This is a genomic window from Desulfosporosinus burensis (genome assembly GCF_054657535.1).
The window spans coordinates 86,836-104,625 of the sequence record NZ_BAAHYN010000009.1 but is presented as its reverse complement, the minus strand read 5'-3'; the positions used below and the strand labels follow the sequence as shown (position 1 = coordinate 104,625).

At 40.7% G+C, this 17,790-nt stretch carries 15 protein-coding genes; 3 read left to right on the top strand and 12 right to left on the bottom strand.

Annotation, left to right across the window (positions count from 1 at the left end; all coding sequences use genetic code 11):
• Positions 1-137 precede the first annotated feature (137 nt).
• From ACYQ3Q_RS16830 to ACYQ3Q_RS16780, 11 genes are all read right to left on the bottom strand, one after another.
• A complete protein-coding gene (locus ACYQ3Q_RS16830; RefSeq protein WP_459929688.1) occupies positions 138-1,655 on the bottom strand; it encodes a tripartite tricarboxylate transporter permease in 1,518 nt (505 codons plus the stop codon).
• Between the two features lie 46 nt (positions 1,656-1,701).
• Positions 1,702-2,244, bottom strand: coding sequence for a tripartite tricarboxylate transporter TctB family protein (locus ACYQ3Q_RS16825; RefSeq protein ID WP_459929687.1), 543 nt, complete (start codon positions 2,242-2,244; stop codon positions 1,702-1,704).
• Positions 2,245-2,346: 102 nt separating this feature from the next.
• Positions 2,347-3,366 carry a tripartite tricarboxylate transporter substrate binding protein gene (locus ACYQ3Q_RS16820; protein ID WP_459929686.1) on the bottom strand — a complete coding sequence of 340 codons (1,020 nt, stop codon included), beginning with the start codon at positions 3,364-3,366 and terminating at the stop codon, positions 2,347-2,349.
• A 166-nt stretch (positions 3,367-3,532) separates the two neighbouring features.
• Positions 3,533-4,048, bottom strand: a complete 516-nt coding sequence (locus ACYQ3Q_RS16815) for a type 1 glutamine amidotransferase domain-containing protein (protein WP_459929685.1) — start codon at positions 4,046-4,048, stop codon at positions 3,533-3,535.
• A 126-nt stretch (positions 4,049-4,174) separates the two neighbouring features.
• On the bottom strand, positions 4,175-5,053 hold the full coding sequence (gene sucD / locus ACYQ3Q_RS16810) for a succinate--CoA ligase subunit alpha (RefSeq protein WP_459929684.1): 879 nt from the start codon (positions 5,051-5,053) through the stop codon (positions 4,175-4,177).
• Positions 5,050-6,168, bottom strand: coding sequence for a succinate--CoA ligase subunit beta (locus ACYQ3Q_RS16805; protein WP_459929683.1), 1,119 nt, complete (start codon positions 6,166-6,168; stop codon positions 5,050-5,052). Before ACYQ3Q_RS16805 ends, sucD begins: the two co-directional genes overlap by 4 nt.
• Before the next feature lie 31 nt (positions 6,169-6,199).
• Entirely contained in the window at positions 6,200-7,633 is a 1,434-nt protein-coding gene (gene sauS / locus ACYQ3Q_RS16800) for an acylating sulfoacetaldehyde dehydrogenase (protein WP_459929682.1), read from the bottom strand.
• A gap of 206 nt (positions 7,634-7,839) precedes the next feature.
• Positions 7,840-9,576 carry a sulfoacetaldehyde acetyltransferase gene (gene xsc, locus ACYQ3Q_RS16795; RefSeq protein WP_459929681.1) on the bottom strand — a complete coding sequence of 579 codons (1,737 nt, stop codon included), beginning with the start codon at positions 9,574-9,576 and terminating at the stop codon, positions 7,840-7,842.
• 232 nt (positions 9,577-9,808) lie between these two features.
• A complete protein-coding gene (locus tag ACYQ3Q_RS16790; RefSeq protein ID WP_459929680.1) occupies positions 9,809-10,528 on the bottom strand; it encodes a GntR family transcriptional regulator in 720 nt (239 codons plus the stop codon).
• Positions 10,529-10,913: 385 nt separating this feature from the next.
• On the bottom strand, positions 10,914-11,309 hold the full coding sequence (locus tag ACYQ3Q_RS16785) for an HIT family protein (RefSeq protein ID WP_459929679.1): 396 nt from the start codon (positions 11,307-11,309) through the stop codon (positions 10,914-10,916).
• Between the two features lie 260 nt (positions 11,310-11,569).
• Positions 11,570-11,755 carry a 4Fe-4S binding protein gene (locus ACYQ3Q_RS16780; RefSeq protein ID WP_459929678.1) on the bottom strand — a complete coding sequence of 62 codons (186 nt, stop codon included), beginning with the start codon at positions 11,753-11,755 and terminating at the stop codon, positions 11,570-11,572.
• Positions 11,756-12,067: 312 nt separating this feature from the next.
• On the opposite strand from ACYQ3Q_RS16780, the gene ACYQ3Q_RS16775 reads away from it, so the two are divergent.
• From ACYQ3Q_RS16775 to ACYQ3Q_RS16765, 3 genes are all read left to right on the top strand, one after another.
• Entirely contained in the window at positions 12,068-13,273 is a 1,206-nt protein-coding gene (locus tag ACYQ3Q_RS16775; RefSeq protein ID WP_459929677.1) for an NADP-dependent isocitrate dehydrogenase, read from the top strand.
• A gap of 242 nt (positions 13,274-13,515) precedes the next feature.
• Entirely contained in the window at positions 13,516-14,019 is a 504-nt protein-coding gene (locus tag ACYQ3Q_RS16770; RefSeq protein ID WP_459929676.1) for a hypothetical protein, read from the top strand.
• 417 nt (positions 14,020-14,436) lie between these two features.
• Positions 14,437-16,665: an acetyl-CoA hydrolase/transferase C-terminal domain-containing protein gene (locus tag ACYQ3Q_RS16765; RefSeq protein WP_459929675.1), complete on the top strand. Its 2,229-nt coding sequence runs from the start codon at positions 14,437-14,439 to the stop codon at positions 16,663-16,665.
• A 136-nt stretch (positions 16,666-16,801) separates the two neighbouring features.
• Here ACYQ3Q_RS16765 and ACYQ3Q_RS16760 read toward each other — a convergent pair whose 3' ends face one another.
• Positions 16,802-17,662 carry a radical SAM protein gene (locus tag ACYQ3Q_RS16760; protein WP_459929674.1) on the bottom strand — a complete coding sequence of 287 codons (861 nt, stop codon included), beginning with the start codon at positions 17,660-17,662 and terminating at the stop codon, positions 16,802-16,804.
• Positions 17,663-17,790 lie beyond the last annotated feature (128 nt).

The window sequence follows — 17,790 nt, the reverse complement described above, 5'->3', positions numbered from 1 at the left end:
AAGCCTTGGGGAAGGCGGCCGGTCGAATCCGTACCATTCATGGCGTATTCGACACTAGGCAGTGTCATGTGTCGTCGCCGTAGTTGCATGCGTTGTCTCGACAGAACTTTCTTATCATGTGTTTTGATAATTCTTGATTAATTCTTGACTAATTCCTTTTTTCTCTTCAACACAGGTAATAATACTGCTACTAAAAGACTAATCAAAGCTAAAATCATAAATACTGCACTTACCGGACGAGTAAATAAGACAGTCCAATTATTATGAAAGCTGATCATCGTAGTCAAAAAGGAACTCTCCGCCAACGGACCAAGAATTGCTCCTAATACTAATGGGGTAGCCGGGTAATTAAACCGATGCATTAGATAACCCACTAATCCAAAACTAAATAATATCCATACGTCCTGTATATTCGAGCGGAGCGCATATGCTCCCAACATACAGAGCACCAGAATGAATGAAGATGTTACTGCTTCCGGTGCCTTTAATATTTTCATAAGAGGTCTTACGGACAAAAAGCCAAGTAAGATCATCATTGCTAAACAAATAAAGATTGAACCATAAATTGCATAGATTAGAGGACCATTATTCATGAAAATTCCCGGTCCGGGTTGAATTCCGTGCAATAAAAATGCCCCCATTAAAATAGCCGTTGCGCCACTTCCCGGTATTCCCAAGGTAAGTAACGGAATCATAGCACCTCCGACAGATGCCGTAGCTGCCGATTGGCTCGACAGTATCCCTTCAGGTGCTCCTTCACCCATTTGTTGCCGGTTATTCCCAACCTGTTTTTCCACGCCATACCCGAGAAATGCAGCGATAGTAGCTCCAGCTCCGGGCACAAAACCAATAAAGGTCCCAAGAATACTGCTCCTGAAAAAAGTAGCGTATAGCTTTCTGAACTCCCCGAACGAAGGCAATGTTGTATTAACTTTACTTACCAGTTTTAAACTTGGCGCCGAAAAGCCCCGTTCCATTCTGGAAAATATTTCCGCTACGGCATAAACCCCTATTAAGACGTTCAGATAATCAATACCTCCACGGAGCAGATCAGTATTAAACGTAAATCTATCCACCCCGTACATTGCATCGACTCCTATTGTAGATATCAAAAGTCCCAAGGCCAAGGATACAATGCTATGCCGTATTGAAGCATCCCCTAAGAACAAGACACTTGTCAGCCCTAAAAAGACAATAGCAAAATACTCAGGACTAGAAAACTTGAGAGCGACCTGCGCTAGGGGCGCTGACACTAAAACCAAAAGGATTGCGGAAAACAATCCACCGGAGATCGTAGCCACTAGAGTCCAACCCAACGCTTTTGCTCCCAGTCCTTGGCGAGCCATTGGATAACCATCCCAAAGCAAAGGTACATGAATCGGATCTCCAGGAATCTTAAATAATATCGCCGGAAATGCCCCTCCATAAGTACCCGCCAGATAGATAGACGTTAACAAAATTATGGCATTTGTAGCATCCATAACATAAGTAAATGGCAACACTAAGATTATACCGGTAATTAGTGTCAAGCCAGGAACTGCAGCACATACCATCCCAACAATCGCCCCGACCAAAATCATCAGTAACGTAACCAGATTCAAATCCGCAATTATTCCCTGACCCAAGCTGGATAGAATTTGGATAATGGTGTCCATTGATTCACTCCTTTCTAATGTAGTAAATTTCTCCAATAACTTAAAGCTAACTAACCCCTAGCATTTTATAGAGTAAAAAAGTAAATTCACCAAAAAACCCTATTCCCGCGGGTAAGGATATATAGACAATCTTACTAAAGACGATCAAGAGGCTAAAGGAGCCAACAAAACTGCTGCTTATAATCACCTTTTTATTCCGGTATTGGCCTAATAACATTAGGGCGGCAAGATATAGAGCAGTGCAAATGATAAATCCAATAATAGGCAGTAAGTAGATGTATACACCAGTAATTACCATACCTCCTATTAAGAATAACGGATACTTTTTGATTGAAGACTCCACATCGGCATCTTCGGCAGGATTTATTTCTTCTGTTGAATCATGCTTTTCCTTATTTAAAAGTAACATTACAATATCAGCGACCGAAAAGACTATGATCAATATACATAACATTTTGGGCCAGAAATCCGGTCCAAGCCGCCCTGGCGCCCTCGTAATAACAAATTTAGTCGCCAGATAATAGCAAATAGCACTAAAAAGTATAAGTAGAACATTGAGTATTAGCTGCTGAGACTTTTTCTTGTCCACTGTTACTCCCCCAATCCCTTTAGTAATGTAGGATTTAAATTAAAGGGCAAAAGCATCAGCCAACCAAAGCCATACCTTCGCCCTTTAATCATTAGCCTAATCTCATTTCCCTAAAGCTTTATTCATCTCCATAACACTGTCCGCCAACGCTTTCTTGGCGTCTTCAGGTCCCATAAAACTATCCGCTGTAGTATAGTTAACCTTTAGAAACTTTTGGAAATCAGGTGATTTATCATATATTTCTTTCAGAGCATTACTTAAAATCTTTATATGCTCAGCAGAGGTTCCGGCCTTCATAATAATTGTCCGGTCAAACGGAAAGAATACCTTCATGTTCAGTTCCCCAGTAGATGGAATATCTGGGAATTCTGGCATCCGTTTCTCGTCAAAGACTAGAACCGGACGCATTTGCTTTTGGTCTAGATATGAGGCTACGTCTCCAGCTTGTTCATACAAAACTTCAGCATGGCCACCTAAAATCGACGTATAACGCTCGCCTGGATTGGAATATGGCACTTTATTTACTTTAAGACCATGATTCTGGGCTAAGTAGGTAAGTGCTACATCATCAATTGATCCTTCTCCATTTCCCGCCACTTTCACTTGGCCTGGATTTTCTTTAATTTTCTTTTCAAGGTCAGCCCAGGTCTTAATAGGACTATTCATAGCTACAAAAAAGAACGACGGAGCTTTGAGCATGCGTGCAACTGGTGTAAATTCATCTAATTTAAAAGCAGGTTTAGCACTTGCCAGCGTTGCATGGGTATCTGTTACATAGACATATATGTTGTATCCGTCAGCAGGCTCTGTTACTAGTTTTGCCATTCCTACACTCCCAGAGGCACCAGCCATATTCACAACTGGGAAGGAAACACCCAACTTTTGGCTTAATTCCTTACTCAGTAAACGACCTAATTGATCTGCGCCTCCACCAGGTCCAAATGGTACGATGATGTTTACTGGTCTAGTCGGATATTTTTCCACTTTTACTTGAGCATTATCGGGCTTTTGACTAACACTTGTTGTTCCACATCCTGTTCCAATTGCCAGAACTAATGCTATGACCAATATTAAAGCTCCGATCCTTTTCAGGCTCTTATCTTTACTCAAAACACGCTTCATATTTAAGCACCTCCTATATTATTTTCGTGATTAATTAATCCCCTTTTTCCACTAGGAATAAATTACCATTTGAAATTTTCTAGGAAAGCCAGACTTTGAGACCATCCATCACCAACCTTTCAAAGTCTAAAAGAATGTTCTTTCTCCAAATAACCAGACATAGCTCTTATTTAGAATTTAGAAATTTAATAATTTCTTTGGAAAATGCAGGGACATCGTCCGGTACACGGGAAGTGATTAGATTGCCATCAACTACAACTGCTTGATCCAAAAACTCTGCACCCGCATTAACTAAATCGTCTTTAATCGATTGGCAGGCAGTAACCTGCTTACCTTTTAAAATACCTGCCGATATCAAAACCCATCCGGCATGGCAGATCGCTGCTACTACTTTGCCATTCTTGAATAATTCGCGGACAATTTCCAGCATTTGCGTACTTATTCGCATTTTATCGGGAGCAAATCCACCGGGAATTATGACACCATCTAATTCAGCACTATTTATAGTCGAAGGATTAAGCCCTCTAGTGAGCGTCCCCAGTTTACTTGTATAAACATCTGCTCTTCCAGAACCTATTACTACAACCTCAAACCCTTCCTCAAGCATACGGTAATACGGATACCAAAACTCAATTTCGTTATAATTATCTTCGACAAATATTCCAATTTTCTTCTTTTCCATAAAAGCATCCTTTCAAATAATTTTTATATTTGTGATAATTTCCAATGGAGAGTTTTTCATAAATCTCAATTGTCTAGATTGAAAAATGTTATAATCCTTTAATTGAATATGATCCATCTTGTTGCCCTAAAGCACCTGTTTAAGTAATGTACCAATCATACTTGGTCGGTCGGCCACAAGAGCGCCAACAGCAGTCAACGCTTCAACCTTGTCCGCTACTGTGCCTTTGCCAGCTGTAATAATTGCTCCAGCATGGCCCATTTTTTGTCCTTTCGGTGCTGTTCTGCCGCCCATAAAACCAACTAATGGCTTGGTAAATATCCCTTTTCCAATAGCCTCGGCAACTTCCTCTTCCATTGTCCCGCCGATTTCCCCGATCATAACAACTGCATCTGTATCGGGGTCCTTTTCAAAAAGCGGCAAGATCTCCGCAAAACGTGTGAAAGGTACAGGATCCCCCCCGACCCCAATCACAGAGGTAGAACCAAAGCCGGCCTTAACAATTTCAGCCGTAACCTCGTTAGTTAAGGATCCACTTCTGGTCATTAACCCAATACGACCAGGTTTATAAACCCTCTCCAACCAGTATGGAAAAAAGCCCATCATTGCTTTACCTGTGGAGATAATACCTGTCGTATTCCCTCCGATAACCATGGCACCTTCAGAAAGAGCAGCTTTGCGGATTTGGACCATTTCATGGAGCGGAATTCCCTCAGCAGTAACTACAATTGTTTTAATACCAGAGTCCAAGGCCTCAAATATCGCACCTTTTGCAAAACGCGGTGGAACAAAGAGTAAGGAGGCATCGACTTGTTTGTGTTCCACCGCCCTGCGAACCGTATGATAAACTGGTACCCCGTCAACCTCCTGACCCTCTTTTCCGGGAGTAACACCCACAACCACATTCGTTCCATAGTCTTTCATGTGCTTAGCCCAAAAGCTTCCCTCTTTACCTGTAATTCCTTGGATAAGTACTCTTGTGCTGGAATCAATGATAATACTCATCTGGAACCACCTCCCGCTAACTCCACTGCTTTCTTAACAGCCTCTTCTGTATCATTAAGTGGATTCAAGCCAACACTTCTTAACAACTCCTGGGCCTCTTCTTCACCTGTACCACGGATAACAGCCACAATCGGAATATCTGGTTTTAACTCTTTAACTGCATCAACAATTCCTTGAGCCATAATATCGGCACGTGCTATTGTTCCAAAAGTAGCAATTAGGATGCACTTTGGTTTACTATCCAGCATCATTTTCATGCATTTTTGGGCTTTATGATAGTTAGGTCCTCCAAATTCAAGATAGTTTGCCACAGTACCACCGTAATAGCTGATTAAATCATAGACTACGTTAGCCAGTCCCGCACCGGCAACCATTAGGCCAATATCCCCATCAAATTGGATATAGGGTATGCCATCCTGTGCTGCTTCGTACTCAAAGTCATTTTTATAATAGTCCCGAGTGATGGAATAGCGGCTCTGTTTAAATAGGGCATTATCGTCAATGTTGAACTTTCCGTCGGCAGCGATCATGGTGCCGTCTTTAAGGATCATCAGGGGATTAATCTCCACAAGTTCTGCGTCAAATTTTACAAATAACTCGTAAAGTTTCAAAAGAACTTTACTTCCTGATGCAGTCTGATCTTTGTTAAGTCCCAGAGAGTACATAACATTACTAGCTTGGAACGGCATCAGACCCTTTGCAAGATCAACTTTTTCCTTGATAATTTTTTCCGGCGTTGTTCGAGCAGTTACTTCTATTTCTACCCCGCCATCGAGACATGCCATGACAAGTGCTGATCCACTGACCGGGTCAATTGTGATTGCGATATACATTTCCTTTTCGAACTCAACGGCACCTTCAACCAATAATTTCTTACCAGTAATGTTAAAGATACGTTCAGCTTCTATACTTGCCTCTTCTTTAGTTGCAATAAATTTGACCAATCCGGCTTTACCACGACCACCTTGCAAAACCTGCGCTTTAAGTACACAAGGGAGACCAATCTCATCCAAAGCTTTGTCCAATTCGCTAATACTGCTTATGAGCGTGCTGGCCGGAACGGGAATTCCTTGCTCTTTAAACAGTTCCTTTGCTTGATATTCAAATAGTTTCATTTCTCTGCCCTCCCTATTTTAGCGACCATTTTTAGCGACCATATTTGGCCCAATATGACTCAAATAACTCCTCTTCAGTAGGGATTACTTCTGGAATCAACCTGGAAACTTTTGTTATATTAATGAAATGTTTATACGAAAGATTTTCCTTGATATTATTGCCTGCCCATGTTCCTCCACCCATGGATAGTGTAAAGTTAAGACCGTTGTCGAAGCTTCCTCCATTACCAAAACATTGAACTTGGTTAATCAAGAGTCGACAAACTTCCATCTCAAAGCCAATCCGCTCGATATGGGATTCATCATTAGTATGCAAACCACAAGAGTGCCCACGTCCTACAAAATTCAAAATACGCTTAGTCAAAGCTAACGCTTGATCAAAATTTTCTACTTTATAGACTGTCAATACTAAAGAAAGTTTCTCACTAGAGAAAGGAAATGCTTTACCTACCCCTGTTTCCTCAACCATTAAGAATGTGGCATTTTCAGCTTCTGGAGTAGTTAAGCTGGCGGCTCTAACCATTTCTTCTGCTGATTTAGCAGTGGTCAGACCCCGACGTTTACCATTTTCATCCCACATAGCCTTGTGTAATTGAACTTTTTCCTCTGCATTACAGAGATAACCGCCTTCTTTTTTCAACGCTTCTACCATCTGATCATAGACTGCAGCTTCTATGACCACAGCGTTATCACTTGAACAACTTGTTGCGTAGTCAAAAGTCTTACTCAACATAATTTTGTGAGCAGCCTCTTGCAAATTAGCGCTTGCATCTACGACTGAAACAACGTTACCAGCACTTACACATACATTAGGTGTGCCACAGGTTTGACCGAGTTTAACATTATTACCTGACCCAGTTACAGTCACGAGGTCAGCTTGTTTCATTAATTGCCCTGTCGATTCTTTAGTAACAGGAAAGGGCAGGGTCTGTACTAGATCAAGAGGTGCGCCTATTTTTGTTAGTTCTGCATGAATATACTCTACAAGTTTTTCTGCCGTAGTAGACCCTTTAGGCGACGGAGCTATGATTGTAGCATTGCGCCCTTTTAAAGCCATCATGGTAATATTTGCTGGGGTTGCACCAGGATTTGTGGAAGGTACTACTGCCGCAACGACGCCGACAGGTTTAGCAATTTCCGTAATCCCTTTAGCCTCATCAATATTTATAACTCCTACTGACTTGGCCTCTTTATCCAATAAATCACGCAATGTACCAAATGTTTTGCGCTTATTTTTAGTGACCTTGTCTTCATATTTACCTAATCCCGTATCACGAACAGAAATCTGAGCTAGTTCTTCAGCATGTTCCTGTTGGTAGATAGCCCAAGCTACTGCTTGAACTAACGTATTTGCTTGTTCCTGTGTATAATCCTTGATTTCTTCCATGGCCGCGCGTCCCCTGGTTATTAGCTCTTCAACAATTAACTTCGTTTCAGCGACTGATTCAGTACTCATGTTACTCATATTAAGACTCCTTCCTCTTTCTGGTTGTTCTCTTTCGCACAATTTTAGGGGGTTTAGCTATAAAATTATTTTATGGTTAATTTTGAATATTCAGTGAATTTTGAACAGTTTTATTATTGTGTTAGCAATAAATTCTATACTAATTTCAGAGGGCGTGAAAATGTCGCCTCAAGAAATCATTCACGCACGCCCTATTTTTAATTAACTTACCAGTTTTTCACATCAAGGTGCTGGTATTTGGGAAGAAAACGGGTAGGCATTTGCAAGGCATCTTTTCTGAATGGGGGAGCAAGTTGGGTTCCATCACAAACGATTTCTAGCACAAATGGCTTACGTAAGCTTATTGCTCTCTTTAAAGCAGGTCCAACATCTTCTGGTTTTTCCACACGAACTCCTTCAGCACCCATAGCAATGGCAACTGGTACAAAGCTGACTGGATTTGGGATGTCTGCACCCACGAAACGATTATTATAGAAGTCGACCTGATTTTTCTTTTCAGCACACCAAGCTCCATTTCTAAAAACAATGGCTACAACGGGTAGGTTATGCTCTACCGCAGTGCTTACCTCATGTAAGCTCATCCCCCAAGCTCCATCACCTACAATCGATATACATGGTGCGTCCGGATTAGCCATTTGCGCCCCTAGTGCTGCTGGATAAGAAAATCCTGTGTTCCCAAAGGTGAGAGCTGCAATATGCTTACCCTCCCCCTTAAACTCAAGATAACTATTCGACGTTGAAGCAACGTTTCCAATGTCAGTGGCTACAATGGCATTATCAGGCAAGGCTTTTTGTATCTCTAACAATGCACGCCGGGGGTTAATCGGTACCCCATCAACCATTGCCAATGTAACAAGCTCATCTCTCCAAGCCTTTACACGAGCTTCGATTGTACCCATACGAGCTTGATCGACTTTCGGAGTAGGTATTTTCGCTTCCAAACGCTTAAGGATCTCAACAGCAGCTTCCTTTGCGTCACCGATAATGCCTACTTCCACTGGATGTGTACGAGCAATATTCCTTGGGTTGATATCGACTTGAATGATCTTAGAACTTTCCGGGAAATAATTGATATCGTATTGTGGCAAAGTACCAAAAACAGATAATCTAGTCCCCAGTGCAAGGATCACATCTGCTTCTGCCAGTGAGTGCATGGCTGCTTTAGATCCCATGTAACCGATGGGTCCAACCCAGAGAGGATGATCACATGGGAAGGCATCATTATGCATATAAGTACAAGCTACCGGAGCAGTTAAGAGTTCAGAAATTTTTGCAACAATATCAGTGCTCTTGGTATCTACGACTCCACGTCCAGAAATAATTACTGGAGTCTTAGCGGAAAGGAGGATTTCAGCAGCTTGATCAAGAGACTCGATAGAACCACAACCACGGTTGTCTACTCGATATTGATGGGGTTCTAATATCTGTTCTTCAACTTCTCCGTAAAAGTAATCTCGTGGGATATCATAAAGTACAGGTCCACGTTCTGCATATGCAATGCGAAATGCTGTTCTTAAACAATCTGCAGCACGTTTGGGATGCGGAACTTTAATTGTTGCTTTTGTGATAGCCTTAAAAATTTGCACAGTATCAGCTTCTTGGAAGCCATCCCAACCAATAGTAGGGGTACCAGCAGATGGACAGAGGATAACCATCGGAGTATGGGCCGAATTAGCAGCAGCTACAGAGGTAACCATGTTAGTGATTCCTGGTCCATTTTGCCCGATGATTACACCACACTTACCTGTAACGCGGCAGAAAGCATCTTCCATATGACCCGCAGATTGCTCATGACGAACCGGGATGAATTTAATTCCAGCCGTCGGGAATAAGTCAAGTAGATCCATAAATGCAGAACCAAGAATACCAGTGACATGGTCAACACCTTCTGCTAATAGTGTCTCACAAATAGCTTCACTTGGTGTCATTTTGATTTTTGCCATTTTTCTTTAACCCTCCCTCATTTATTACTTTTTTAATTAATTACAACTTTCGTACCTACGTCATGACGTCCGTACCAGTTGTTGTTTATACTATATGGTTAACTAAGTGATAAGTCAATTATCAAACAATTTGTCGTCAATAAATAATTTTAATGACCAAAGAGTAAAAGATAGATTTTAAAAAAAGTCCCCACCTTTTAACAAGGTGAGGACTTTTTTATTTTACACTAACTTAATGACGTGACATCCTTATATTTACTGAATATATATCGGCTCGTAAAATTGCATTAACAAATTCAATTAGTTTACCTTCAGGATCCCAAGTCGATCTTTTTATTACAAGTACGCTCGACGTTTTAGAAATACCCAACAAGGCTGCATCTTCCTTTGAAGGTTTGTTACTAGTGATTATTTCTTGGGCTGTCCATGGAGTAATTCCAATATCGAATTCTAGCAGCTTGTAAATATTGGCATCATTTAAATCATAACTCGCTAATTTTAGTCCAGTTTCCGTTTCAAAACACTTTCTCTCAATGGCCACTACTTTGTCGTTAGCAGACCTCAACCTTTCAATTACATAGAATTCTTGTCCACCAAACATATCCGAAATTACTTGCGGCGAAGACTTAATTCCTTTAGAAAGCAACTTGGCCCCAGGTTTCATTCCTGCACGTTTAATAGTTTCTGAAAAAGTGCTAATATTGCCCAGCCATTGTTCTTGGATCGGTCTCAATGAGACAAACGTCCCTTTACCGTGCCTTTTTTCCACTACTCCTTCTCGCTCTAAGGTCGCTACTGCCTCTCGGACAGTTGTTCTGCTCACAGAAAAAATATCCATAAGTTCCCTTTCACTAGGTATTTTTCCCTCAATATTCCCATTCCGAATCTCCTCATTGAGACAATCCTTTATTTGAACATGTAATGGTAATTGGCTTTTAGTATTTATTTTCAATATTTATCGCTCCACTTCCGCTATTTGGGCTTATACAATTATGTTTAAAACGCATCCTTTTGTTAAGTTAATAATTATAATATTGATACAGCCAAAGATGGGTAAAAATCAAAAATCAAAATAATCATTAAGTACAGTACAAAATCCATATCTTCCCATTATCGTTTGAATAATACGTTGTAACGTCACGACGTACGTACCACCGATCTAAATATAAATTAAATCTAGTAAATAGTCAATTGGCTTAAACATTTTGTCCATAACCTATAATAACTCTAATTTGAGTAAATGGCTACCCTCTGGTACCCCAAGTCTATACTTCTGTTAAATCTAATAAAACTATGCATCGGTTGGCCATAAACTTCTCTGTTCGCCAAGCCAAGTTCTAGACAGACCCTTCTTCCTCCCCAGCATACGGCACTAGACTCTGCTTAATTTTGCGAATTCCACCGCGTGGATCTTTAACATCCCCTTCATAGCGTGGGATGACGTGAATATGCGCGTGAAAAATTGTCTGCCCTGCGGCTGCCCCAATATTCAATCCAATGTTATATCCATCGGGGTGGAACCTCTTATTAAGCTCCTCTTTTACCACTTCGATCAGCTTCCAGAGACTCATTGCTTCTTCTGAGGTTGCCTCAAACAAATTTGCTAGATGCCTTTTGGGGATAATAAGTATATGACCTTCATTCACAGGGTACTTATCGAAAAAGGCCTGTGACAGTTCGTTTTCTACTAGGATTTCAGTCTCTTCTAATCTACAAAAAATGCATGGAGCCACAATGGGTTCCCCCTCTCGATGATCACAGTCCATGAACTGCTATTGAACTATAGGATAAGGGTAGTTTTTTAAAGATAATTAGAGTATAATAGTTTTCTGGAAGGTTGCAACAAATTTGCAGTAGCGGTTATGTCGATTGAATATAAAAAGACAGCCAGATAGTTGCAATTCTGGCTGTCTTTAATATTACTTACTCGTGGTTAACCAACTTTATTTTGGGGCAAGCTTTCCATATTAGGCCATAGGATTCCTTGTCCGTCTTAGTCTTTTATCAGTATTGCGCCCATTGGGCAATATTGGACACATTTGTTGCACTTTATACATTTATCCTCGTCAATAACTGGTGCATCAAAGCCATTCTGTTCTAGCGCTCCCACGGGGCATACTCTAATAGAAGGACAAGAGTGATTTTGGGGACATCGATTTTTCTGGACTGATATTTTCATTTTCGAACAACCCTCCTGCAAAGTTTTTTACCTAATTCACTATTAACCTAAGCTTACTGGTACTAAGCTTAACTAGTTACCCCTCTATACCCCCTAGGGGTATAATAGTATTGTAATGGTAGCGGGATTATTTGTCAAGGATAATTATCGGCTCCCGGTTAGGTATGATTTCTGGGACGCCTGGTAGCTGAGAATCAGACTAAGGGTCCCTAAGCAATTTCAGATTTCCATTTATCAATAAAATGGAGGACTAACAAGATTTGTGTAGAATAATAGTACAATACCGCTGAAGATCAGGAAGGAGAACCTTTAATGAGCAAAATTAAAATGAATGTCCCTTTAGTAGAAATGGACGGGGACGAAATGACAAGGATTATTTGGCAATGGATAAAGGAATTATTAATTGAACCCTATGTTGACCTTAAAACCGAGTATTACGATTTAGGATTACAAAAAAGGGATGAGTCTAACGACCAAATTACCATTGATTCAGCCCTTGCTACTAAAAAATATGGTGTGGCGGTCAAATGTGCCACGATTACGCCTAATGCCCAAAGGGTTGAAGAGTATCACTTAAAAAAAATGTGGAAAAGTCCTAACGGTACGATTCGAGCAATTCTTGATGGCACTGTTTTCAGAGCCCCGATTATCGTTGACGGTATTAAGCCTTTTATTCGCACTTGGACAAAGCCTATTACGATTGCAAGGCATGCCTATGGAGATATCTACAAGAATGTTGAGTACAGAGTAGGCGGCCCAGGTAAAGCCGAGCTTGTATTTACGGTCGAGAACGGGGAAAGCCGCCAGACTATTTTTGATTTCAACGATAAAGGAATCATCATGGGTATGTACAATATCGATAAATCAATCGAAGGCTTTGCTCGGACCTGCTTTAATTACGCACTGGAAGTAAAGCAAGATTTATGGTTTTCCACGAAGGACACGATTTCCAAGATCTATGATCATACTTTCAAGGATATTTTCCAAGACATATACGACCAAGAATACAAACAAAAGTTTGAAGAAGCCAAGATCGAATACTTCTATACTCTCATCGATGATGCCGTAGCTCGTGTTGTTCGCTCAGAAGGTGGTTTTGTCTGGGCATGTAAGAATTACGATGGTGATGTCATGTCCGACATGGTAGCCACTGCGTTTGGTAGCCTAGCCATGATGACGTCTGTTTTATTATCTCCCGATGGTAATTATGAATATGAGGCGGCTCACGGGACAGTCACTCGGCATTATTACAAACACCTTAAAGGAGAGGAAACTTCAACTAATTCCATGGCCACAATTTTTGCCTGGACAGGAGCCTTAAGGAAACGGGGCGAATTGGACGGAAACGAAGAGCTTATTGTCTTTGCCGACAAGTTAGAAGCCGCTTCCATTAAGACCATTGAAGAAGGAATTATGACTAAGGATTTAGTAGAACTCTCTGAGATACCGAATAAGAAAATCGTCTCAACGCGAGACTTCCTTGTTGAAATTCAACAACGTTTGAATAAAATCCTATAACATTCAATTTTGTAAGGAGCTTCCCACTTAGGGGAGCTCCTTGCTTTTTTACTATCTAATCCTCCATCTGCTAATCTGCATCACTGACGGATGGATAGATTCTTATTTCAAAGTAAAGTAGCTTGCCATCACGACACCTTGCCATCCATGGCGTGTTCTAATCTCGAACGTCCTTCTCGATTTATGTCTAACGCATAGAAAGCTACAACATGTTACATAATAGGAATCAGGAGGTGTTTCTCATGGAGCTTTATTGGCTTATTCAGGCAGTTGCTTACTGGTCTCTGGTTTTATTATTAATACCCCATCACTATCTTAAAAAACTTATGCTATTTTCTTTTCTAGGTGGATTCGTCTATACATGGATCGTTCAAATTGTTGCCGTCAATATTTATAAAGGTTGGATTTTTGAATCAGATATACTCATGATCTACAATATTCCCGTATTTTTTACTTTGAGTTGGTTTGCCGTTACTACTGTTTACGGCTATTTATTATGGCGTTTTCCAAGATATCAGCTATGGATTGTCTTGTTCTTTATTTTATGGGCGACTGTTATGAACTACACAGCCCTATCACTTAATCAGATATTCCTTCCGAAATGGAGTATCCCGCAAACGTTTATGTTTGCAATTTTTTCCCATGTACTTTTACTTTATGCTTTTAAATATCTCCATCATGTGAATGAGTTAGGTGCAACAGAAACTATGTTAGAGGATTCATTTCTGATGTTTAAAAAACGATAAATTGTTTTGAGTAATATAAACAAAAGTGGCTGGTTTTTACCAGTCTCTTTTTTCGTTTATACCTCTAAATTTCTAAAGTCTACAAAATATGAATACTAACTATAAATACTCACTTTCATAATCTTACGGAAAATCTGATGGTCTGCCAGCAATAAACTGCTGTTTCATAAACTAGACTTGATAAATCCGTATTCGTCCCCTTAGTAAGAATATTATTAGACTAATAACAATAATCAAAATTAATGAAAGAATTTGATTATTGTTATTACAATATTGTCTAATTTATGGTAATATTCAATTAACTGAATTAAAATTCATTTATTGTTTAAACGGGAGCCTTATCTGTCCATGAACTTCGGTATAAGAAACGCGGTCTTATTTTAATCAAATTATTATGAAATGGCAGGCGACTATGACATGAATGAAAAGCCAGGAACAATCTATGATGATGTAGAAAAGTGTGTTGATGAAGTCATTAATTATGTCGGGAAAGACATCACCTTCAGCATGACCCTTGCCCTCGGCAAACCCATCCTGTTCATTAATGAACTTTACAGAAGAGCCAAAGAGGATCCCGAGATAAAACTTAGAATCATCACTGCTCTGGCTCTTGAGAAACCGAAAGGCCACAGTGACCTTGAAAAACGATTCCTAGGACCACTTGCGGATAGAGTTTTTGAGGGAGTTCTAGAATTTGACTATGTGCTCGATTTTAGAGCTGGAAAGCTCTCTAAAAACGTTGAAGTTTTAGAATTTTTCTGTAAGGCGGGAGGATACCTGAATAGTCCCGAGGCTCAGCAAAACCATTTAGCTACGAACTACACCCATGCTAATCGCGATGCTCTAGCCTTAGGTTGTAACGTTTTTGGCCAGTTGGTAGGTTACCGAGAAATCAACGGAAAAACGATGTATTCTATGAGTTGTAATACAGATGTCTGTCTTGAAGCTGTAAAAAACCTTAAAGAGCTTAGGGCCAAGGGGAAAAAAGTCGCTATCATAGGGGAAGCTAACAAAAACATGCCCTTTATGTATGGAGATGCTGTGGTGGAAGCGAATACTTATGACATTATTCTTCAGGGCCCACAATATGACTATGAACTCTTCTGTCCTCCTAAAGACCCTGTTGCCCTGGCCGATCATATGATTGGTATTAATGTCAGCACCTTGATAAAAGATAGTGGTACCATTCAGGTGGGGATTGGTGCCCTTGGTGACGCTATTGTCTCAGGGCTGATTATGCGCAATGAACATAATGACCTATACCAGGAAATTCTTCAAAAAGCCAATATTTTAAAAAGATACGAGAAACTCATCAGCGAGTGGGGAGATACAGGAGTTTTCCAGAAAGGTCTTTATGGTTCATCCGAGATGTTTGTGGATGCCTTTATGCAGATGTATAAAAGCAAGATCTTAAAGCGAAAGGTCTTTGACAGCATACCTATCATGAAATTAATCAATGGTGGAAAACTCGCAGAAGACAACATTCCTCCAAATATCATAGATCAACTCATTGAAATGAAAGCAATCCATTCTAACCTGAATGCAGAAGACTTTGCTTTTCTTGTAGAATACGGAATCCTGAAACAGGGTCTTACCTATGAATCGGGACTTATTATCGACGGGGGAACCAAGTATTCCACGGACATGAATGACGCTAAAAACCGCCTGGAGATCCGAACGTTGCTTGGCCAAGAGCTGAGAGGTGGTCAAGTTATTCTGGGCGCGTTCTTTGTTGGCCCAAAAGCCTTCTACCAGGCTCTGAATGACATGAGCGAAGAAGAACGACAGCTCTTTGGCATGTCTGGTGTCGAAAAGGTTAATCAGCTCTATGGAGGGGAAGAACTCAGAACCCTACAAAGGAAAGATGCCCGCTTTGTTAATACAGGCATGGTAGCAAGCCTTCTAGGGTCCATTGCTTCAGATCAGCTCGAGGATGGTCGGGTTATCAGCGGCATTGGTGGACAATACAACTTTGTAGCTATGGGGCATGCCCTACCGGATGCTAGAGTTATTATGATGGTTAAAAGTACCAAGGGATTTGGCAAAAGTCTGAAATCCAATATTGTCTTCAGTTATGGGCATTGCTCAGTGCCCAAGCATCTGCGAGACATTATTGTAACTGAGTATGGGATTGCTGACGTTCGCAGTAAACCTGAAAAGCAAGTCATTGCCGAAATGATCAATATTGCCGATTCTCGTTTTCAACAGCAGCTGCTTGATCAAGCCAAAAAGGCGGGCAAAATACCCCTTGATTATCAAATCCCAGCAGAATACAGAAATAATACCCCAGAAACTATCACAGCCCTTTTAAAACCCTATCAAGTCCATGGTGTTTTTAAAGCATTTCCATTTGGGACGGATCTAACAGAGACGGAGGTGGTTCTGGGGGGAGCGTTAAAGGCCCTAAAAAGACTATCGACTGGAAATCGCCTTACACTAGCAAAAGGGGTGCTCTTCGAATTGTTCAGACCAATCCCCAGATCCGCTCATCCCTTCATGGAACGCTTGAAACTTGAAAAGCCGTCTTCGATACAAGAGAAAATCCTGAGAAAACTTGTTACCTTTGCCTTAAGGCACAACAACAGTCTTCGCGATTTTGCTCCTCCTCAAGTGCCTAATACTACCGCAAAGTCTTTGAGTAAATAACTCTTTCGCAGTGAAATCGTGCTTTCCATAAAAGCAAAAGGCCAAGGCTGGTTTAAAATCCAGCCTTGGCTTTTTTATTTCTAATAAGGCAATCGCCGACGCCGAACGCTTGACGCCAGCAAGGTCACCCTTATACTTAATACCTTGTTCTAAATTCGTTTTCCGGCACCTCTAAAAGCTGATCTAGGCTATTTAGAATAATTGCCTTGTCCTTAGGAATAGTTCCATTGACCCAGGCAAAGTTTGAGAAATGATCACTTAACAATTCGAAAGGGCCCTCTAAATTTGCAACCAATAACCGTGTTTCTCTTAAAGCTTCGTGGGGACTTAAAAGCTGAAAGCTTCCTTGTTGTAGTTCTTCATAGAGAGGGGTTCTTTTATAGGGAACATAAGTCCGTAATCGGACAAAGTCTGGGGTGAATTTATTCAGTACTCGAGCGCTCTCTACGGCATGTTCACAGGTGCGTTCTCGCCCACCAATTCCAATAAGGATATACTCGCTCAATTCAATCCCCGCTTCTCTCACTTTGAGACCGGCTTCAATCATTTCTAAGGCGGTGAAGCCTTTTTGAATCCTGCGCAGAACTTCGTCGTCCCCACTCTCCATTCCCGAATGGATACGGGTTAAGCCTGCTTCTTTCAGTAAACGGAACTCTTGTAGTGTTTTTAATTTGATAAATTTTGCGGAACCATAGACGGTCATACGCTTTAAGAAGGGAAACAGTTCTCGAGCATAGTTGAGGATTTCTATGAGCTGGTCTGTTTTCATTAATATTGTATTTCCATCCGGGAAGAAAATTGTCTGAACTTTGTTTCCGTAATAATCCTTAGCCATTCGAAGGTCCTCTTTAATGTCTGTTACGGACCGGATCCGGAATTTCTTATCTCGATACATATTACAAAAAGTACATTTATTATGAGGACAACCAATGGTCGCCTGGATCAGCAAACTCTCGGCCTCACTTGGTGGTCGATAGACCGTTCCTTCATAACGCATTTTGATTCACCCGTACTTTCCCTCTTCTTAATTACCACTTTTAGTCATTCTATCATAACTCTTGATGGAGCGTAAATAAGAATCTGTAGTTTATATTTATTTAATCTATTAATTCTGAATATACATTA